Origin of the sequence: Ramlibacter sp. PS3R-8 (genome assembly GCF_037572435.1) — a bacterium.
Taxonomy (GTDB): domain Bacteria; phylum Pseudomonadota; class Gammaproteobacteria; order Burkholderiales; family Burkholderiaceae_C; genus Ramlibacter.
This window is the reverse complement of the sequence record NZ_JBBHGT010000001.1, coordinates 1,336,250-1,351,993: the sequence shown is the minus strand read 5'-3', so window position 1 is coordinate 1,351,993 and position 15,744 is coordinate 1,336,250. Positions and strand designations below refer to the sequence as shown.

The 15,744-nt window shown below is 65.0% G+C and carries 22 protein-coding genes and 1 tRNA gene; all 23 read right to left on the bottom strand.

Annotated elements, in window-relative coordinates:
* Position 1: 1 nt before the first annotated feature.
* The 23 genes from WG902_RS06340 to rplF all read right to left on the bottom strand — a co-directional run bounded on the left by WG902_RS06340 (position 2) and on the right by rplF (position 15,736).
* Positions 2–385, bottom strand: coding sequence for a flagellar basal body rod protein FlgB (locus WG902_RS06340; protein ID WP_340059105.1), 384 nt, complete (start codon positions 383–385; stop codon positions 2–4).
* Between the two features lie 14 nt (positions 386–399).
* Positions 400–1,440, bottom strand: coding sequence for a flagellar basal body P-ring protein FlgI (locus tag WG902_RS06335; RefSeq protein WP_340059104.1), 1,041 nt, complete (start codon positions 1,438–1,440; stop codon positions 400–402).
* 79 nt (positions 1,441–1,519) lie between these two features.
* On the bottom strand, positions 1,520–2,092 hold the full coding sequence (locus WG902_RS06330) for a flagellar basal body L-ring protein FlgH (protein WP_340059103.1): 573 nt from the start codon (positions 2,090–2,092) through the stop codon (positions 1,520–1,522).
* The gene (locus WG902_RS06325) at positions 2,089–2,928 is read right to left on the bottom strand and encodes a hypothetical protein (protein WP_340059102.1); all 840 of its coding nucleotides are present in this window, start codon (positions 2,926–2,928) and stop codon (positions 2,089–2,091) included. Before WG902_RS06325 ends, WG902_RS06330 begins: the two co-directional genes overlap by 4 nt.
* Before the next feature lie 8 nt (positions 2,929–2,936).
* Positions 2,937–3,722, bottom strand: coding sequence for a flagellar basal-body rod protein FlgG (gene flgG, locus WG902_RS06320; RefSeq protein ID WP_340059101.1), 786 nt, complete (start codon positions 3,720–3,722; stop codon positions 2,937–2,939).
* 36 nt (positions 3,723–3,758) lie between these two features.
* Positions 3,759–4,514 carry a flagellar hook-basal body protein gene (locus WG902_RS06315; RefSeq protein WP_340059100.1) on the bottom strand — a complete coding sequence of 252 codons (756 nt, stop codon included), beginning with the start codon at positions 4,512–4,514 and terminating at the stop codon, positions 3,759–3,761.
* Positions 4,511–6,571, bottom strand: coding sequence for a flagellar biosynthesis protein FlhA (locus WG902_RS06310; protein WP_340059099.1), 2,061 nt, complete (start codon positions 6,569–6,571; stop codon positions 4,511–4,513). The genes WG902_RS06315 and WG902_RS06310 overlap by 4 nt, the downstream gene beginning before the upstream one ends.
* Positions 6,568–7,650 carry an EscU/YscU/HrcU family type III secretion system export apparatus switch protein gene (locus WG902_RS06305; RefSeq protein ID WP_340059098.1) on the bottom strand — a complete coding sequence of 361 codons (1,083 nt, stop codon included), beginning with the start codon at positions 7,648–7,650 and terminating at the stop codon, positions 6,568–6,570. Before WG902_RS06305 ends, WG902_RS06310 begins: the two co-directional genes overlap by 4 nt.
* Positions 7,650–8,441 (bottom strand): flagellar biosynthetic protein FliR, encoded by a 792-nt coding sequence (locus WG902_RS06300; protein WP_340059097.1) that lies wholly within the window; start codon positions 8,439–8,441, stop codon positions 7,650–7,652. The genes WG902_RS06305 and WG902_RS06300 overlap by 1 nt, the downstream gene beginning before the upstream one ends.
* Before the next feature lie 9 nt (positions 8,442–8,450).
* Positions 8,451–8,717: a flagellar biosynthetic protein FliQ gene (locus WG902_RS06295; protein ID WP_340059096.1), complete on the bottom strand. Its 267-nt coding sequence runs from the start codon at positions 8,715–8,717 to the stop codon at positions 8,451–8,453.
* Positions 8,718–8,922: 205 nt separating this feature from the next.
* Positions 8,923–8,999: transfer RNA gene (locus WG902_RS06290), tRNA-Met, on the bottom strand.
* 19 nt (positions 9,000–9,018) lie between these two features.
* Positions 9,019–9,420 carry a 50S ribosomal protein L17 gene (rplQ, locus tag WG902_RS06285; RefSeq protein ID WP_340059095.1) on the bottom strand — a complete coding sequence of 134 codons (402 nt, stop codon included), beginning with the start codon at positions 9,418–9,420 and terminating at the stop codon, positions 9,019–9,021.
* Between the two features lie 69 nt (positions 9,421–9,489).
* Positions 9,490–10,479, bottom strand: coding sequence for a DNA-directed RNA polymerase subunit alpha (locus WG902_RS06280; RefSeq protein ID WP_340059094.1), 990 nt, complete (start codon positions 10,477–10,479; stop codon positions 9,490–9,492).
* A 128-nt stretch (positions 10,480–10,607) separates the two neighbouring features.
* A complete protein-coding gene (rpsD, locus tag WG902_RS06275; RefSeq protein ID WP_340059093.1) occupies positions 10,608–11,231 on the bottom strand; it encodes a 30S ribosomal protein S4 in 624 nt (207 codons plus the stop codon).
* A gap of 88 nt (positions 11,232–11,319) precedes the next feature.
* Positions 11,320–11,724: a 30S ribosomal protein S11 gene (gene rpsK, locus WG902_RS06270; protein ID WP_330907323.1), complete on the bottom strand. Its 405-nt coding sequence runs from the start codon at positions 11,722–11,724 to the stop codon at positions 11,320–11,322.
* Positions 11,725–11,745: 21 nt separating this feature from the next.
* Positions 11,746–12,111: a 30S ribosomal protein S13 gene (gene rpsM / locus WG902_RS06265; protein ID WP_340059092.1), complete on the bottom strand. Its 366-nt coding sequence runs from the start codon at positions 12,109–12,111 to the stop codon at positions 11,746–11,748.
* Positions 12,112–12,123: 12 nt separating this feature from the next.
* On the bottom strand, positions 12,124–12,237 hold the full coding sequence (gene rpmJ, locus WG902_RS06260) for a 50S ribosomal protein L36 (RefSeq protein WP_027101758.1): 114 nt from the start codon (positions 12,235–12,237) through the stop codon (positions 12,124–12,126).
* A gap of 82 nt (positions 12,238–12,319) precedes the next feature.
* Positions 12,320–13,636 (bottom strand): preprotein translocase subunit SecY, encoded by a 1,317-nt coding sequence (secY, locus tag WG902_RS06255; protein WP_340059091.1) that lies wholly within the window; start codon positions 13,634–13,636, stop codon positions 12,320–12,322.
* Between the two features lie 17 nt (positions 13,637–13,653).
* Complete coding sequence (gene rplO, locus WG902_RS06250; RefSeq protein WP_340059090.1) at positions 13,654–14,085, bottom strand: 50S ribosomal protein L15; 432 nt, start codon at positions 14,083–14,085, stop codon at positions 13,654–13,656.
* Complete coding sequence (gene rpmD / locus WG902_RS06245; RefSeq protein ID WP_340059089.1) at positions 14,086–14,274, bottom strand: 50S ribosomal protein L30; 189 nt, start codon at positions 14,272–14,274, stop codon at positions 14,086–14,088. It abuts the gene before it with no gap.
* An 11-nt stretch (positions 14,275–14,285) separates the two neighbouring features.
* Positions 14,286–14,807, bottom strand: coding sequence for a 30S ribosomal protein S5 (gene rpsE / locus WG902_RS06240; protein ID WP_340059088.1), 522 nt, complete (start codon positions 14,805–14,807; stop codon positions 14,286–14,288).
* A gap of 18 nt (positions 14,808–14,825) precedes the next feature.
* Positions 14,826–15,191 (bottom strand): 50S ribosomal protein L18, encoded by a 366-nt coding sequence (gene rplR, locus WG902_RS06235; protein ID WP_340059087.1) that lies wholly within the window; start codon positions 15,189–15,191, stop codon positions 14,826–14,828.
* 11 nt (positions 15,192–15,202) lie between these two features.
* Entirely contained in the window at positions 15,203–15,736 is a 534-nt protein-coding gene (gene rplF / locus WG902_RS06230) for a 50S ribosomal protein L6 (RefSeq protein WP_340059086.1), read from the bottom strand.
* Between the last annotated feature and the right edge of the window lie 8 nt (positions 15,737–15,744).

Sequence of the window (15,744 nt, the reverse complement as noted above, 5' to 3'; positions counted from 1 at the left end):
CCTATTTCCTCCCGTCGGCTGCGGCAAGTGCCAGGATCGAGAGGTGCCGCGACAGGCCCTGGAGCAAGGCCTGGAAGTGCACGGAGTTACTGGCCAGTTCCGCCATCTCCGCATCCAGCTGGACGCGGGTTGCGACGCCGGCAGCGTCCAGCAGCGGCTCCAGCCGGCCCCGCAAGGCGGAAATCTGGGATGGCTCGAGCGACCCGCGTTCCAGCAGCGTCCCCCTGGCCTCCTCGAGTGTTGCGTCGAAGCCCAGGCGCAAGGGGACGTACCCTTCGGTGCCGGCATTCGCGATGTTGGACGCAACCGCTGCCTGGCGCGAGGCTCCGGCGGTCAGCGCGGACGACAGCGCCGCCGTCGTGATTGCCTCGATGTTCCATGCCATGGACCTTGCTCCTGTCACTGGACCACCAGCTCGCCATGCAGGGCCCCGGCCGCCTTGATGGCACGGAGAATGGAAATGATGTCCCGCGTGCTGGTCTTCATGCGGGCCAGGGACTGCACGAGGTCGGACACCGTTCCGGCTGCTGCCAGATAGGCAACGCCCGTCGTCTCCTCCACTTCGACCTGCGTGTTGGTGACGATGGCGGTGTTGACGCCCCTCCCGGCGACGCCGAGGTAAGCAGGTTGCGAGGCACTGTTCTGGCTGGCGATCGAGATCTTCAGGTCCCCGTGGGACACCGCGACACGCGAGATGCGCACGTCGCCCCCTGTCACCACCGTCCCCGTTCGTTCGTTGATCACGACGCGCGCGCGACGGTCCGGCTGGACCGAGACGTTTTCAAGCCGCGAGAGGAACGCGACCGTCTCCTGGCGCAACTCCGCGGGAACCTCGATATCGATGCCGGACGCGTCCCGCGCGCGGGCGATACCGGGCGCCACTTGCGCATGGATGGCCGCAACGATGCGCGTGGCGGTGGTGTAGTCCGGCTCGTTGAGCACGAACGTCACCTGCGAGGGCGCGACCTGGACGCCCCCCATGCCGACTTCGACCGTTGCGCCGTTCGGGATCGCCCCTGCAGTGGGGTGGTTCTTTTGCACCACGTTGCCATTCGCGTCATAGCGGTGGCCCCCGATGGAAAGCGCCCCTTGTGCCAGCGCGTAGACCTTGCCGTTCGGTGCCCGCAACGCAGTCAGCAACAGGTTCCCACCCAGCAGGCTGCGCGCGTCGCCGCTGGAAGCGACGGTGACGTCGAGCGTGTCTCCTTCGCGTGCGAATGCCGGCAGGGCGGCACTGACCATGACCACCGCCACGTTGCGGCTGTTCACCTGCTCGGGCGGCACGCTCAGGCTGAACTGGGACAGCACGTTCGACAGCGCCTGCCGGGTGGCCCGGTTCGCCGCCGAGTCGCCCGTTCCGGCGAGCCCCGTGACGATTCCGGTGCCGACCAGGATGTTGTCCCGCCACCCTTGCACCTTGCCCAATTCCTTCACGCGCATGGGAGCCTCCCTGCCGGTACAGGGCCAAGCCAGGGAAAAGGACAGCAAAGCGATCAGCAGGTGGCGCACGGCAACCATGTCAGAACCCCACGATGTCCAGCAACTGGCGCCACCACGCCCGCCTGCTGCGATCGGTGACGTCGCCTGCGCCAACGTAGGTGATCCGGGCATCCGCGATGCGCGTGGACTGCACCACGTTGCCGTCGGTGATGTCCACCGGCCGGACGACGCCTTCGAGCCGGACCTTCTGCGACTCGTCGTTGACGGTCAGGTCCTGGGTCCCGGCAATGCGCAACTGGCCTCCCGGCAAGACCTCCTGCACCACGACCGTCAACGTCGTAAGCAGGCGGCTTGCCCTTTGCGTGGCGCCGCCGCCATCGAACTCGCTGCCCACGCCCAGGGCGAGTTGCGAACTGCGGCTGCCATAGAGCGCTTCGGCGTGGAGCCGATTGGTTCGTCGCGTTCCGGTGTCCGCGCTTGCGCTGGCGCTCGTGTTCTCGTAGACCTGGACGGTGAGCACGTCGCCCGCACGGAAGGCTTTGTTGTCCGCGGTCAGGCCGCGCCAGGCGTCTTCGCGAAACAGGCTTTGTGCAGCAGCTCCTTGCAGAACGGCGCCAAGCAGGCAGGCCAGCAGGAAGAGGAGCGCCTTCATGGCGCCAACTCCAGTTGGCCGCGACCGACCACTTTCGCGAACAGGATCCCGCTCGCATTGCTCGATGTGCGAACACGAACCCGCTGGCCCACCCGGCCATCCTGCAGGACTTCCACGCGGCTCTCCAGTGACACCGCGCCGGAGGTCGTCCGCAACGCTGCCCACTCGCCACGCGACACCGCGGACGCATCCACGGGCGGCTCATCCTGTCCTGTCGCTGCGCGACCGCTGGCGACCGGCGCGGCCTGTTCCCGGCGCGCGGGGACGCCGGCGATCTCCACCGTGACAGGGTAGCTGCGGATGAAGCGGTCGTTGACCCACACATCCACCCACACGAGCACGCGATTGCGCAGCAATTCACCCGAATCAACGGGTCGGGGCATCAATCGCACGGCCCCGTCCGGCATCTCCACGTCGCGCACGGGAGTACGCACCCGCAGTTCCGCGTGTTGTCCGGATGCAGACATCCCACGCCGGACACTCTCCATCGCGGCGTGTGCGATCTCATCCCCTCTCAGTTGGCGTGACGTCCGGATGACCCTTGCTGCGTCGGCGCCTCCCCAGCGCAAGGTCTCTGCGGCAAGACCCGTGGAGCGGCGTACCCAGTCCGCGAGCGTCTCCCTGTGCACGAGGGCCGACTCGCCTGGCTGGGGTGCCTGGCCGACCTGCAGGTTGACGAGCCTGCGAACCAGCGAGAGGTCGCCGGAGTGCAGTCGGACGATATCTCCCAGCATCACCTGGCCATCGGACACCCGTGCCTGCGGCAACAGCTCCAGGTCGGCGCGAAGAGCTTCCGCCGCGGCAGGGGCAGCAGCAAGCACCACCAGCAGGAGCAAGGGCCTGATCATCGCCGCAACCCGTTGATCAGCCCGAGCATCTCGTCAGCGGCCTGGACCACTTTCACGCTGGCTTCATAGGCGCGCTGTGCCACCATCAAGCCCACCATTTCGTCGACCAAGCGCACGTTGGAGCCCTCCAGCATGCCTTGCACGATGCTGCCCATGCCGTCTTCGCCCGCCCTGCCCGCGATCGGCTCGCCGGACGCCTCGGTCGAGCGGTATACATTTCCACCAACCGACAGCAGTCCCTGGGCGTTCGTGAAGCGAACCAGCTCGATCTGGCCCACGTCCACGGGATTCGCCTGGTTGGGCACGCGTGCCTGGACCCGCCCGGTGGACGAAACGATCAGCGCCTCTGCGTTGCCGGGGACGGAAACGGACGGCTTCAGCGGGACGCCGGCAAGCGTCGCCAGCTGGCCGTCGGCATTGACCTTCAGCGTGCCGGCGCGAGTGAAAGCCCGGCTGCCGTCCGGCAGCGTGAGCTCCAGGAAGCCATCGCCGACGATCGCGAAATCCATCGGCGAATCGGTCTTCTTCAGGTCTCCCGCATCGAACACCTTGGCGCTCGAGGACAGCTGGACGCCGGCGCCAATGGCAGTGAGGGCAGCCGTGTCCTCCAGGGGCGCGCCTTGCTGTCCGGCGGCTGCACCTGTCACCACGAGCTCAGAAAAGCTGACGCGGTTCTTCTTGAAAGCCGGCGTATTGACGTTGGCGAGATTGTTCGCGATCGCGTCCACGTTGGCCTGCTGCGCCTGCATGCCGGTGGCGCCGATGTACAGGGCATCAAACATGGCGCGCCTCCCTGTCCAGATCCTGAATGGACTGCATCACGATCCCTCCCCGAGTTTGCGAATGCTGGTGGCCAGCATGTCGTCGTATCCGATCGCCACCTTCTGCATCGTCTCCATGTGGCGCATCGTCTCCATCAGGCGCACCATTTCGTGCATGTGGGACACATTGGAGTTCTCCAGGAAACCTTGTTGCACCTGGAGCAAGCTTTCGGGGACGGCGGCCGCATCGCCCCCGATGCGGAAGCGGCCGTCGCCCGCGCGATCCATGGGGGCGCCTCCCTCGAACTGGACCACCTTGAGCTGCGCCACGGCTTGCGCGCGGCCCGCGCCCGCCGGTGCTGCAGGGTCGAAGATGCGACCGGAGGCGTCGATCACCGCCTGCCCGGCCGGCATCTGGATCTCCCCCGCGGTTCCCATCACGGGGTGCCCCTGCTGTGTGACCAGGCGCCCACGCGCATCGACGCGAAAGTTTCCTTGGCGGGTGTATGTGGCACCCTGGTCGGAGGCGACCTCGAACCATCCGGGGCCGCCCACGGCGAGATCGAGCGATTGCCCCGTGGCTTTCAAGGTGCCGGGGCGCGGGTCGAAATGCACGGAGAGTGGCGCGGGTTCGGCTGTGCCGACGGCGCCCACCGCGGCTGCAGCACCCATGCGCGCGGCGAACGGCATGGCGGCCACGATCTCCCGCTTGTAGCCCGTGGTGCTCGCATTCGTGATGTTCATGCCGATGCGTTCCAGGCGCGATACGTCCGACTGCATGCTGCCCAGGACGAGGGAGAGGATTTCGTTCATGCGGATGCCCCCGCGACACCGACAGTCGCAAACGACTTCAGTTCGATCACCTGCGGAATTTCCGCCATGGACAGCACCCTCAAGTGGGGCAACCCCCGCTCGGACAGCGTGCGCAGGTGACGGCGCAGTTCAGGTGCGCACAGCAAGACCGGCAGGAGATTGCTCTTCATCATCTTTTCCGCGTGCTGCATGAGCTGCAGCAGGAATCTCTCGAGCAGCTTCGGCTCGATCACGAATCCACCGCTCGTACCGTCGCGTCGGGCAGCCTCCAGGTTCTGCAGTAAGCGGCTCTCGATGGTCGGGTCCAAGGTCAGCACGTGCAGCGTCGGGGAGCCGCCGGCAAGGCTCTGGCAGATCGCATGGCCCAGACGCTGGCGCACGGCTTCGGTGAGCTGCGCGGTGTCTTTCGTGATGCGAGCCGCGTCGGCCAGCGTCTCCAGGATGGCCTCCACATGCCGGATCGAAACCTTTTCGCGCAGAAGGTTCTGCAGCACCTTCTGCACATCGCCCACCGACAGCAGCACCGGAATCAATTCCTCGACCAGAGCCGGCTGCGACTGCCGCAGGCGGGCCAGCACCTTGTCCGTCTCTTGCCGCGTGAGCAGTCGCGGTGACTCCCGCCGCAGCACCTCGGTAAGGTGCGTCATGAACACCGTCTCGGCGTCGACGAGAGTGTAGTTCGCCTGGAGCGCCTGCTCGCGGTGCTCGGGAGCGATCCAGAGTGCAGGCAGTCCGTAAGTGGGATCGCGCGTGGGCTCCCCCGCAACGGAACGAACGTCGCCGCGAGGGTGAATGGCGAGCAAGTATCCGTCCCGTGCTTCGCCACGCGCGGCCAAGGCTCCGTCCACGTGGATCTCATACGCGTCGGCCGCCAGCCTGCTCGTCCCGCGGAACCGGATCGCGGGCAAGACGAGTCCGAATTCCTGCGCATGCTGCTTGCGCAAGGCCGCGATGCGATCCTGGAAAGCGCTTTCCACTCCGGCGGCCAAGCCCGGCCAAGGACTGCCGACGTGCACTTCCACCGGGTCCACCGGAGCGAGCACATCACTTTCTGGGGATGCCGTCGTTGCGGCAGGCGGGGTGTCGGTGCTGCCCGCGCTCCGGTGAATCCGGTGGGCCACATACGCGGCCAGTGCTGCTGCGCCCATGAGCAGCAACGTCGGCAACGCCGGGATGCCCGGCAGGCAGAGCAAGCCGCCCAGCGCTGCAACCACCAGCACCAACGTCTTCGGGAAGGCCGTCACCTGGCGCAGCGCTTCCTGGCTCAAGTTTCCATCTGACGCGGACCGGGTCACGATGATGCCGGTGCCCACGGCGATGATCAACGCCGGGACCTGGGTCACGATGCCGTCCCCTATGGTGAGCAGCGTGTAGGTTTGCAGGGCCTGCGCCCAAGGCATCTTGTGCTGCAAAACACCGATCACCAAACCGCCGATGATGTTGATCAACAGGATCAGGATCCCGGCGATGGCGTCACCCTTCACAAACTTGCTAGCGCCGTCCATCGCGCCGTAAAATCCCGCCTCTTTTTCCAGGTTCTTGCGCCGGCGCTGCGCCTCCGCCTGGTCAATGAACCCCATGTTCAGGTCCGCATCGATGCTCATTTGCTGGCCGGGCATGCTGTCCAGAGTAAAGCGCGCGGCCACCTCTGACACTCTCTGGGCCCCGTTCGTGACCACCACGTACTGAACGACGATCAGGATCAAGAAAACGATCAGGCCCACGACATAATTTCCGGCAACCACATACGAGCCGATCGCACCGATCACGCGTCCTGCATCGCCTTCCGACAGGATCAGACGCGTTGCGGCCACGTTCAAGGAAAGCCGGAACAGGGTCGCCACGAGAAGCAGCGAGGGAAACGTCGAGAACTCGACGGGCCGCGTCATGAAAAATGTCAGGAGCAAAATCAGGAATGCAAAGCTGAAATTGGCCAGGACGAGAAAGTCCAGCAAGGGTTTGGGAATGGGGACGAAGAGCACCACCAGCACGCCCAGCACGGCGAGCACCAGCACCACGTCGGAATGCTTTCCCAGCAACAGTTGCATCTTGTTCATGCAACCACCCCTGCCTGCCGCCGCTCGCGCATCGCAAACACCCACACGATGATCCGCGCCACCTCCACGTGAAAGTATCCCGGCAGCGACTCCTGCAACGCCGCTTCGTGAAACAGCCGGCGCGCCAGCGGCGGGTTCTGGACCACCACCACGCGGTGGCGCGCCGCGATCTCGCGCATGACGGCTGCGAGCTGTCCCGCTCCCTTGGCGACGACACGGGGGGCATCCATCTCTCCATGCACGTAGCGAAGCGCCACCGCGTAGTGGGTGGGATTGGTGAGCACCACGTCGGCCGTTCGCGTGTTGCTCAGCGCCATGCTGCGCTTGAGCATCTCCCGCCGCAACTCCCGCAGTCGGCTGCGAATGCGCGGATCGCCCTCGCGGTTCTTGTGCTCCTCCTTCAACTCGCGGCGGCTCATCCGCATGCGGCGGCCGAACTCCGCGCGCGTGTAGGCCAGGTCGATGAGGGCCAGCACGGCCAGCGCGATGACCAGCTTGGTGCCGAGGGCGCCGGCGTCTTCCACCAGCAACTGGAGGAAAGGTCCCGGTTCCAATCCCTGGATGCGGTGAAATTGCGGCAACAGGGCTCGCAAGGCGAACCATGCGGTCAGTCCCAGCACCAGCATCTTGATGCACGCACGCGCCAGCTCGAACAGGCTGCGCATCGAGAAGATCCGCTTGAAGCCGGTCGCGGGGTGGATGCGGCTCATGTCGATCGCAAGCGGCTCCATCGACAGGACCACGCCGGTCTGTCCGACGGTGGCGGCGATGGCGGCAGCCATCACGAGGATGAACAGGGGCAGGAGGAAGGCGATGCCCCCGCTCACCATCTGCGAGACCAGCTGCCAGGGCGCACGCTGCGCCGCATCTGCCTGCGCGATGGCGACGAACAGGCTGCGGCACAGGCCGACCAGTTCGCGCATCGCGGCGACGCCATGCCAGCAGAGATAGATGACGGCCACGGTCAACACGGCGGCGGCCACCACTTCGGTGCTGCGTGCCGTTTGCCCCCGGTCCCGCGCTTTCTCCAGCTTGAACGGGGTCGCTGCTTCGTTGCGGTCCAGGTCCTGCTCGGACATCAGCGTGTCCCTCCGGTGGACAGCCATGCACTCCAGGCCTGGAAGATGCCTGCATACAGCCGTCCCGCGGGCGCACCCAGGGCGGCCGCCCAGACGCTCAGGGCAAGCAGCCCGCCGATGATCTTCACCGGGATTCCCAGGACCAGCATGTTCAGTTGCGGCAAGTTGCGGGAGACCACTCCCAGTGCGAACTCGAGCAGCAGCAAGCTCAGGACGACGGGTGCGGCGAGCGCGAAACCCAGGCCGAACAGCACGGCAGCCTGTCGCGTCAATGGCTCCGCCGCAGCGGCTGCGGACCACCCGCCACCGATGGGCATGCGCTCGACGCTGAAAGCGATGCCACGCAGCAGCGCGTGATGGCCGTTCACCGCGAAGAAGAACACCACAGCGAACAAGCCGATCGCGGAGGAGAGGATGGGCAGTTGCGTGCGCGTGAGGGGATCGAACACCTGCGCCACGCCAAAGCCGATCTGGATGTCCGCCAGCCTGCCTGCCAGTGCGAAGCCGGCGAACGCCATCAGAACCCCCAGCCCCAGCGTGGCCCCGATCGCGGCTTCCTGCAAGGCGGCGCGCACAAGATCACCCACGTTCGTGGGCACCGCGGTCATCTGCTGCGCGAACGGCAGTGCAATGACGCAAGCAAGGCCGAGCGTGATCAGCAGCCGGGCCACCGTCGGTACCGGAATCGCGTACAACACCGGCGTGAGGAGCAGCAGCGCGGCGATGCGTGTCGCCAGCAGCAGCACGCCTGCGATCCAGGGTTCCCCGAGCGATGCTGCGATGTCGGCCATGGCTGCAGCTCAGACGAGCATGGGGATCTGCGACCACAGGCCCACCGCAAACCGGCACAGTGTGCGCAGCATCCAGGGTCCGAACGCGATGATTGCCGCGCCGGCGACCAGGAGCTTCGGAACGAAGCTCAATGACATTTCCTGAATTTGCGTGACTGCCTGCAGGATGCTGATCACCAATCCCGCGAGCATCGTCAAGCCGAGCACCGGCAGGCTCACCAGGAGTCCTGTCCAGAAAAGGTCCGCCGTCAACTTCAGCGCCAGGTCGCCGTGCACCGCACACTCCCGCTAGACATCGAGCGTGGATCGTGCCCGCCGGTCGCCGCCTGGTTCAGTGCGAGATGTCACATGGCCTCGTCACATTGGGCCATCGTTCAAATGAAGGGAGCGCCGCGTGCGTTCAGCCTGGAAACAGGCTGGACGCAAAAACAAAAAAGCCCACCGAAGTGGGCTTTCTGTCTGAGCGTTTCCGCTGAGTGTTTGGTTGCGCGGGCAAGATTTGAACTTGCGACCTTTGGGTTATGAGCCCAACGAGCTACCAGGCTGCTCCACCGCGCGTCAGAGGGAGAAGTATAGCTTATTCAGCGGCCGCTTGCTCGTTGCCGGCAGCTTCGGTGGGCTCGGGACGGTCCACCAGTTCCACCAGCGCCATCGGCGCGTTGTCGCCGACGCGGAAGCCCATCTTCAGGATGCGGGTGTAGCCACCCGGGCGCGCCTTGTAGCGCGGGCCGAGTTCGTTGAACAGCTTGGCCACGATGTCGCGGCTGCGCAGGCGGTCGAAGGCCAGGCGCTTGTTCGACAACGTCGGCTCCTTGGCCAGCGTGATCATCGGCTCGACGACGCGACGCAGTTCCTTGGCCTTGGGCACCGTGGTCTTGATGGCTTCGTGCTCGAGCAGCGAGACCATCATGTTGCGCAGCATGGCGAGGCGGTGCTCGCTGGTGCGATTGAGTTTGCGGAGTCCGTGTCCGTGACGCATGGTGTGTTCCTTTCCTTATCTTGAAAGGCAGCCGTGTCAGGTACTGCCAGTTCACCATTGATTGATTGATTAACGCTTGTCCAGGCCGGCAGGCGGCCAGCTTTCCAGCTTCATGCCCAAGGTCAGGCCGCGCGAGGCGAGCACTTCCTTGATTTCGTTGAGCGACTTGCGACCCAGGTTGGGGGTCTTCAGCAGCTCGTTCTCGGTGCGCTGGATCAGGTCGCCGATGTAATAGATGTTCTCGGCCTTCAGGCAGTTCGCGGAACGCACCGTCAGTTCGAGTTCGTCCACCGGGCGCAGCAGGATCGGGTCGAACTGCTGCGAGCTGCGCTGCACCGGCGCGTCGAACGCGGCCAGCTCCGAGCCTTCCAGCTGCGCGAACACGGCAAGCTGTTCCACCAGGATCTTGGCGGAGGCGCGCACTGCGTCCTCCGCGGTGATCGCACCGTTGGTCTCGATCTCCATCACCAGCTTGTCCAGGTCGGTGCGCTGCTCCACACGGGCGCTTTCGACCGTGTAGCTCACGCGGCGCACCGGCGAGAACGACGCATCCAGGACGATGCGGCCAATCGACTTGGTCGGCTCGTCGCCGTAGCGGCGCATCGTGCCGGGCACGTAGCCGCGGCCCTTCTCCACCTTGATCTGCATGTCGATCTTGCCGCCTTGCGACAGCGTGGCGATCACGTGATCCGGGTTGATGATCTCGACGTCGTGCGGCGTCTGGATGTCGGCGGCGGTGACGATGCCCTCGCCGTCCTTGCGCAGCGACAGGGTGACTTCGTCGCGGTTGTGGAGCTTGAACACCACGCCCTTGAGGTTCAGAAGGATGCCCACCACGTCTTCCTGCACACCGTCGATCGACGAATACTCGTGCAGGACACCGGCGATGGTCACCTCCGTCGCCGAGTACCCCACCATCGACGAGAGCAGGACGCGGCGCAGCGCGTTGCCGAGCGTGTGGCCGTAGCCGCGCTCGAAAGGCTCCAGGGTCACCTTGGCGCGGTTGACGCCAAGCTGTTCCACGTTGATGGATTTGGGTTTCAGCAGGTTGGTTTGCATGCAGGACTTCCTCTCAATACCCCCGGCTCGTTACACCGGTAAGGCTGTGAAGCCCCCGTACGCGATGCACGCACGGGGGCCGAAAAAACTTCAAGTGCGAGGCTCGGGCAGGAGCCTCGCCGGTACTCTTAACGCGAGTACAACTCCACGATCAAGGCTTCCTTGATGTCCGCGCCGAACTCGTCACGGTCCGGCACCTTCTTGAAGGTGCCTTCGGCCTTTTCGACGTTCACTTCGATCCAGGCGGGCAGGCCGACCTGGGTGGCCAGTTGCAGGGCCTCGACGACGCGGTTCTGCTTCTTGGACTTGTCGCGCACGGCGATCACGTCGCCGGCCTTGACCAGGTACGACGGGATGTTCAACGGCTTGCCGTTCACCGTGATGGCCTTGTGGCTCACCAGCTGGCGCGCTTCGGCGCGGGTGGAGCCGAAGCCCATGCGGTACACGACGTTGTCCAGCCGCGTTTCCAGCAGGAACATCAGGTTCGCGCCGGTGTTGCCCTTGCGGCGGTCCGCTTCCTCGAAGTAGCGGCGGAACTGCTTTTCCAGGATGCCGTACATCCGCTTGACCTTCTGCTTCTCGCGCAGCTGCAGGCCGTAGTCGGACGTGCGCTGGCCGGAAGTGCGGCCGTGCTGGCCCGGCTTGGAGTCGAACTTCGACTTGTCGCTGATGGCGCGGCGCGCGCTCTTCAGGAACAGGTCGGTGCCTTCACGGCGGGAGAGTTTGGCCTTGGGGCCGAGGTAACGTGCCACTTTTGATTTCCTTCAATGACTGCTGCGGCCAATTGCCGCAGGAGCTGGCAGCGCATGCGCCGCCAGCGGTGGGCTTCTTCGCGAAGCGTTAAATGCGGCGGCGCTTTTGCGGGCGGCAGCCGTTGTGCGGAACCGGCGTGACGTCCGAGATCGAGTTGATCCGGATGCCCAGCGCGGCAAGCGCACGCACCGAGGACTCGCGACCCGGGCCGGGGCCGCGGATTTCGACGTCCAGGTTCTTGATCCCCTGTTCCATGGCGGCGCGGCCGGCCACTTCGGACGCGACCTGCGCGGCGAACGGCGTCGACTTGCGCGAGCCCTTGAAGCCCTGGCCGCCGGAGGAGGCCCAGCTCAAGGCATTGCCCTGGCGGTCGGTGATCGTGATGATCGTGTTGTTGAAGGAGGCATGCACGTGGCAGACACCGTCCGACACGTTCTTGCGAACCTTCTTGCGCACGCGCTGCGCGGCATTGTTGGCAGGAGCCTTGGCCATGTTTTTCTCTCTATTCCGGTTTTACTTCTTCAGCGCCTGTGCGGCCTTGCGCGGTCCCTTGCGGGTGCGGGCATTGGTGCGCGTGCGCTGGCCGCGCATGGGCAGGCCGCGGCGATGGCGGAAGCCGCGGTAGCAGCCGATGTCCATCAAACGCTTGATGTTCATCGTGGTTTCGCGGCGCAGGTCACCCTCGATGGTGAACTGGGCGATCTGGTCGCGGATCTTTTCCAGGTCGGAATCGGTGAGATCCTTGACCTTCTTGGAATAGGCGATACCGGTCGCTTCGCAGATCTTGCGGGCGCGGGTGCGGCCGATGCCGAAGATCGCCGTCAGGCCGATCTCGGCGTGTTGGTGCGGCGGGATGTTGATGCCAGCAATACGTGCCATGTCTTTTCCTAATTACCCTTGACGCTGCTTGTGCCGCGGATCGGTGCAAATCACACGGACCACGTTCTTGCGGCGGATGATCTTGCAGTTGCGGCAGATCTTCTTGACGGAAGCCGAAACTCTCATGTTCTTTCTCCTAAATCTCTCAATCAGAGGTGCCCGAGCAACGCGCTATGCGCTTTGGGTCCGGCACCTGGTAACAAAGCCGTCACGTGCCCGGCGAAGTCTTGAAGTTGGCCTTCTTGAGCAGCGATTCGTACTGCTGGCTCATCAGGTAGTTCTGCACCTGCGCCATGAAGTCCATCGTGACCACCACGATGATCAACAGGGACGTCCCACCGAAGTAGAAGGGCACGTTGTATTTCAGGATCAGGAACTCGGGCAGCAGGCAGACGAAGGTGATGTAGATCGCCCCCGCCAGCGTCAGCCGCGCCAGGATCTTGTCGATGTACCGCGCGGTCTGCTCGCCCGGGCGGATGCCGGGGACGAACGCGCCGCTCTTCTTCAGGTTGTCCGCGGTCTCCCGGCTGTTGAACACCAGGGCCGTATAGAAGAAGCAGAAGAACACGATCGCGGCGGCATACAGCATCACGTAGATCGGCTGTCCCGGGCTCAGCGTGCCGGCCAGGTCCTTCAGCCACCGCATGCTTTCACCGGTCGAGAACCAGCTGACCACCGTGGCAGGCAGCAGGATGATCGACGAGGCGAAGATCGGCGGGATCACGCCGGCCATGTTCAGCTTCAGCGGCAGGTGCGACGACTGGCCGCCGTAGACCTTGTTGCCCACCTGGCGGCGCGCGTAGTTGACCAGGATCTTGCGCTGGCCGCGTTCCACGAACACCACGAAGAAGGTCACCAGGGCCACCGTCAGCACGATGAAGATCGCAATCAGCGGTCCCATCGCACCGGTGCGCACCAGTTCCAGCAGCCCGCCGATCGCGCTGGGCAGACCCGCCGCGATGCCGGCGAAGATCAGGATCGAGATCCCGTTGCCGAGGCCACGCTCGGTGATCTGCTCGCCCAGCCACATCAGGAACATCGTGCCGGCCGTCAGGCTGACCACCGCGGTCATGCGGAAGCCGAAGCCCGGGTTCATCACCAGGCCGGCGGAGCCTTCCAGCGCCATGGCGATGCCGAGCGACTGGAACAGGGCCAGTCCCAGCGTGCCGTAGCGCGTGTACTGCGTGATCTTGCGCCGGCCGGCCTCGCCCTCTTTCTTGAGCTGCTCGAACGTGGGAAGCACGTACGTGAGCAACTGCATGATGATGGAGGCCGAGATGTACGGCATGATCCCCAGCGCGAACACCGTGAACCGGCTCAGCGCGCCACCCGAGAACATGTTGAACAGGCTCAGGATGCCGCCGGCCTGGCCCTTGAACAGCTGCGCGAGCTGGTCCGGGTTGATGCCGGGAACGGGGATGTGCGCCCCGATGCGGTAAACCACCAGGGCGAGCAGCAGGAAGACGAGCCGGCGACGGAGGTCGCCGAACTTGCCGGTCTTCGCGATCTGGGCTGCAGTTGCCACGTGTGCTTGCGCTTTCTTCAGTTCAGGGAGCCGCCGGCTGCCTCGATGGCAGCCTTGGCACCCGCGGTCGCGCCGATGCCCGTCAGCTTGACGGCGCGCTTGAGTTCACCCGACTTGATGATCTTCACGTTCTTCACGATCTGACCCACCAGCTTGGCTTGCTTGAGCGCGAGCAGGTCGACTTCGGCAGCGCCCAGCAACTCGAGCTGACCCAGCGTCACTTCGCCGTTGAACTTGAGGTTGTGCGACTTGAAGCCACGCTTGGGCAGGCGCCGCTGCAGCGGCATCTGGCCGCCTTCGAAACCGACCTTGTGGTAGCCGCCCGCACGGGACTTCTGTCCCTTGTGGCCGCGACCCGCGGTCTTGCCCAGGCCGGAGCCGATGCCGCGGCCGACGCGGCGACGCGCCTTCTTGGAGCCGTCAGCCGGCTTGATGGTATTCAGTTCCATTTAGAGCACCCTCACCAGGTAGGCGATCTTGTTGATCATGCCGCGCACCGCCGGGGTGTCCTGCAGTTCGCTCACCGAGTTCAGCTTGCGCAGGCCCAGGCCGCGGACGGTCGCGCGATGCGACTCCTTGGTGCCGATGGGGCTGCGGACCAGCTGCACCTTCACGGTGTTTTGCTGTTGGTTGGCCATTGCGTATTTCCTTAGGCGGCGAAGATGTCTTCGATCGACTTGCCGCGCTTGTTCGCCACTTGACCCGGGGTCGTGGCGTTCTTCAGCGCGTCGAAGGTCGCGCGGACCATGTTGTAGGGGTTGGTCGAACCGTGGCTCTTGGCCACGATGTCGGTGATGCCCATCACTTCGAACACGGCGCGCATCGGGCCGCCGGCGATGATGCCGGTTCCCTTGGGAGCGGGAGCCATCATCACGCGCGCGGCACCCCAGTGGCCGAACACGCTGTGGTGGATGGTGCCGTTCTTCAGCGTCACGGTGGTCATGTTGCGACGCGCTTCTTCCATCGCCTTGGACACGGCGAGCGGCACTTCTTTCGACTTGCCCTTGCCCATCCCGACCTTGCCGTTGCCGTCGCCCACCACGGTGAGCGCGGCGAAACCGAGGATCCGGCCGCCCTTCACCACCTTGGTGACGCGGTTCACCGCGATCATCTTTTCGCGCAGGCCGTCTTCCGGACCGTCACCCTGCGTCTTCGCTTGGATCTTTGCCATATCGAGTTTCCGTGTCCGTTAGAACTGCAGGCCGGCTTCGCGGGCCGCTTCAGCCAGCGCCTTGACGCGGCCGTGGTAGGCAAAACCGGCGCGGTCGAAGGCGACGCGGTCGATGCCGGCGGCCTTCGCCTTTTCGGCGATGAGCTTGCCGATCTGCTGCGCGGCAGCGACCGTGGCGCCCTTGCCCGAGCCGCCGAGTTCCTTGCGGATGTCGGCCTGGGTGGTGGAGGCCGTGGCCAGCACCTTGGAGCCGTCGTCGGAGATCAGGCTCGCGTAGATGTGCAGGTTGGTGCGGTTCACCGTCAAGCGGGCCACACCTTGCGTCGCAATGCGGATGCGGGTCTGGCGCGACCTGCGCAGACGCTGCTCTTTCTTGGTCAACATCATGTGGCTCCTTACTTCTTCTTGGTCTCTTTGATCGTGATCTTTTCGTCCGCGTAGCGGATGCCCTTGCCCTTGTAGGGCTCAGGCGGACGAACAGCCCGGATCTCGGCGGCCAGTTGGCCCACGCGCTGGCGGTCGGCGCCCTTGACCACGATTTCCGTCGGGGTCGGGGTGGCCACCGTGATGCCCGCGGGCATTTCGATGTTCACGGGGTGCGAGTAGCCCACCGTGAGGTTCAGCTTGGCGCCCTGGGCGGCGGCCTTGTAGCCCACGCCGACCAGCGACAGCTTCTTCTCGAAGCCCTTGGTCACGCCGTTGACCATGTTGTTCACCAGCTGGCGCATGGTGCCGCTCATGGCGTTGGCTTCGCGTGAATCGTTGGCGGCGATGAAGGTCAGCTTGCCGTCTTCATTCGTCACCTTGACCAGGGGGTTCAGGGCCTGCGACAGGTTGCCGCCCTTGCCCTTGACGCTGATCTGGTCTTCCTTGATCGCCACGTCGACGCCCTGGGGGACGGTGACCGGCATTTTTCCGACTCGGGACATTTTTCTTA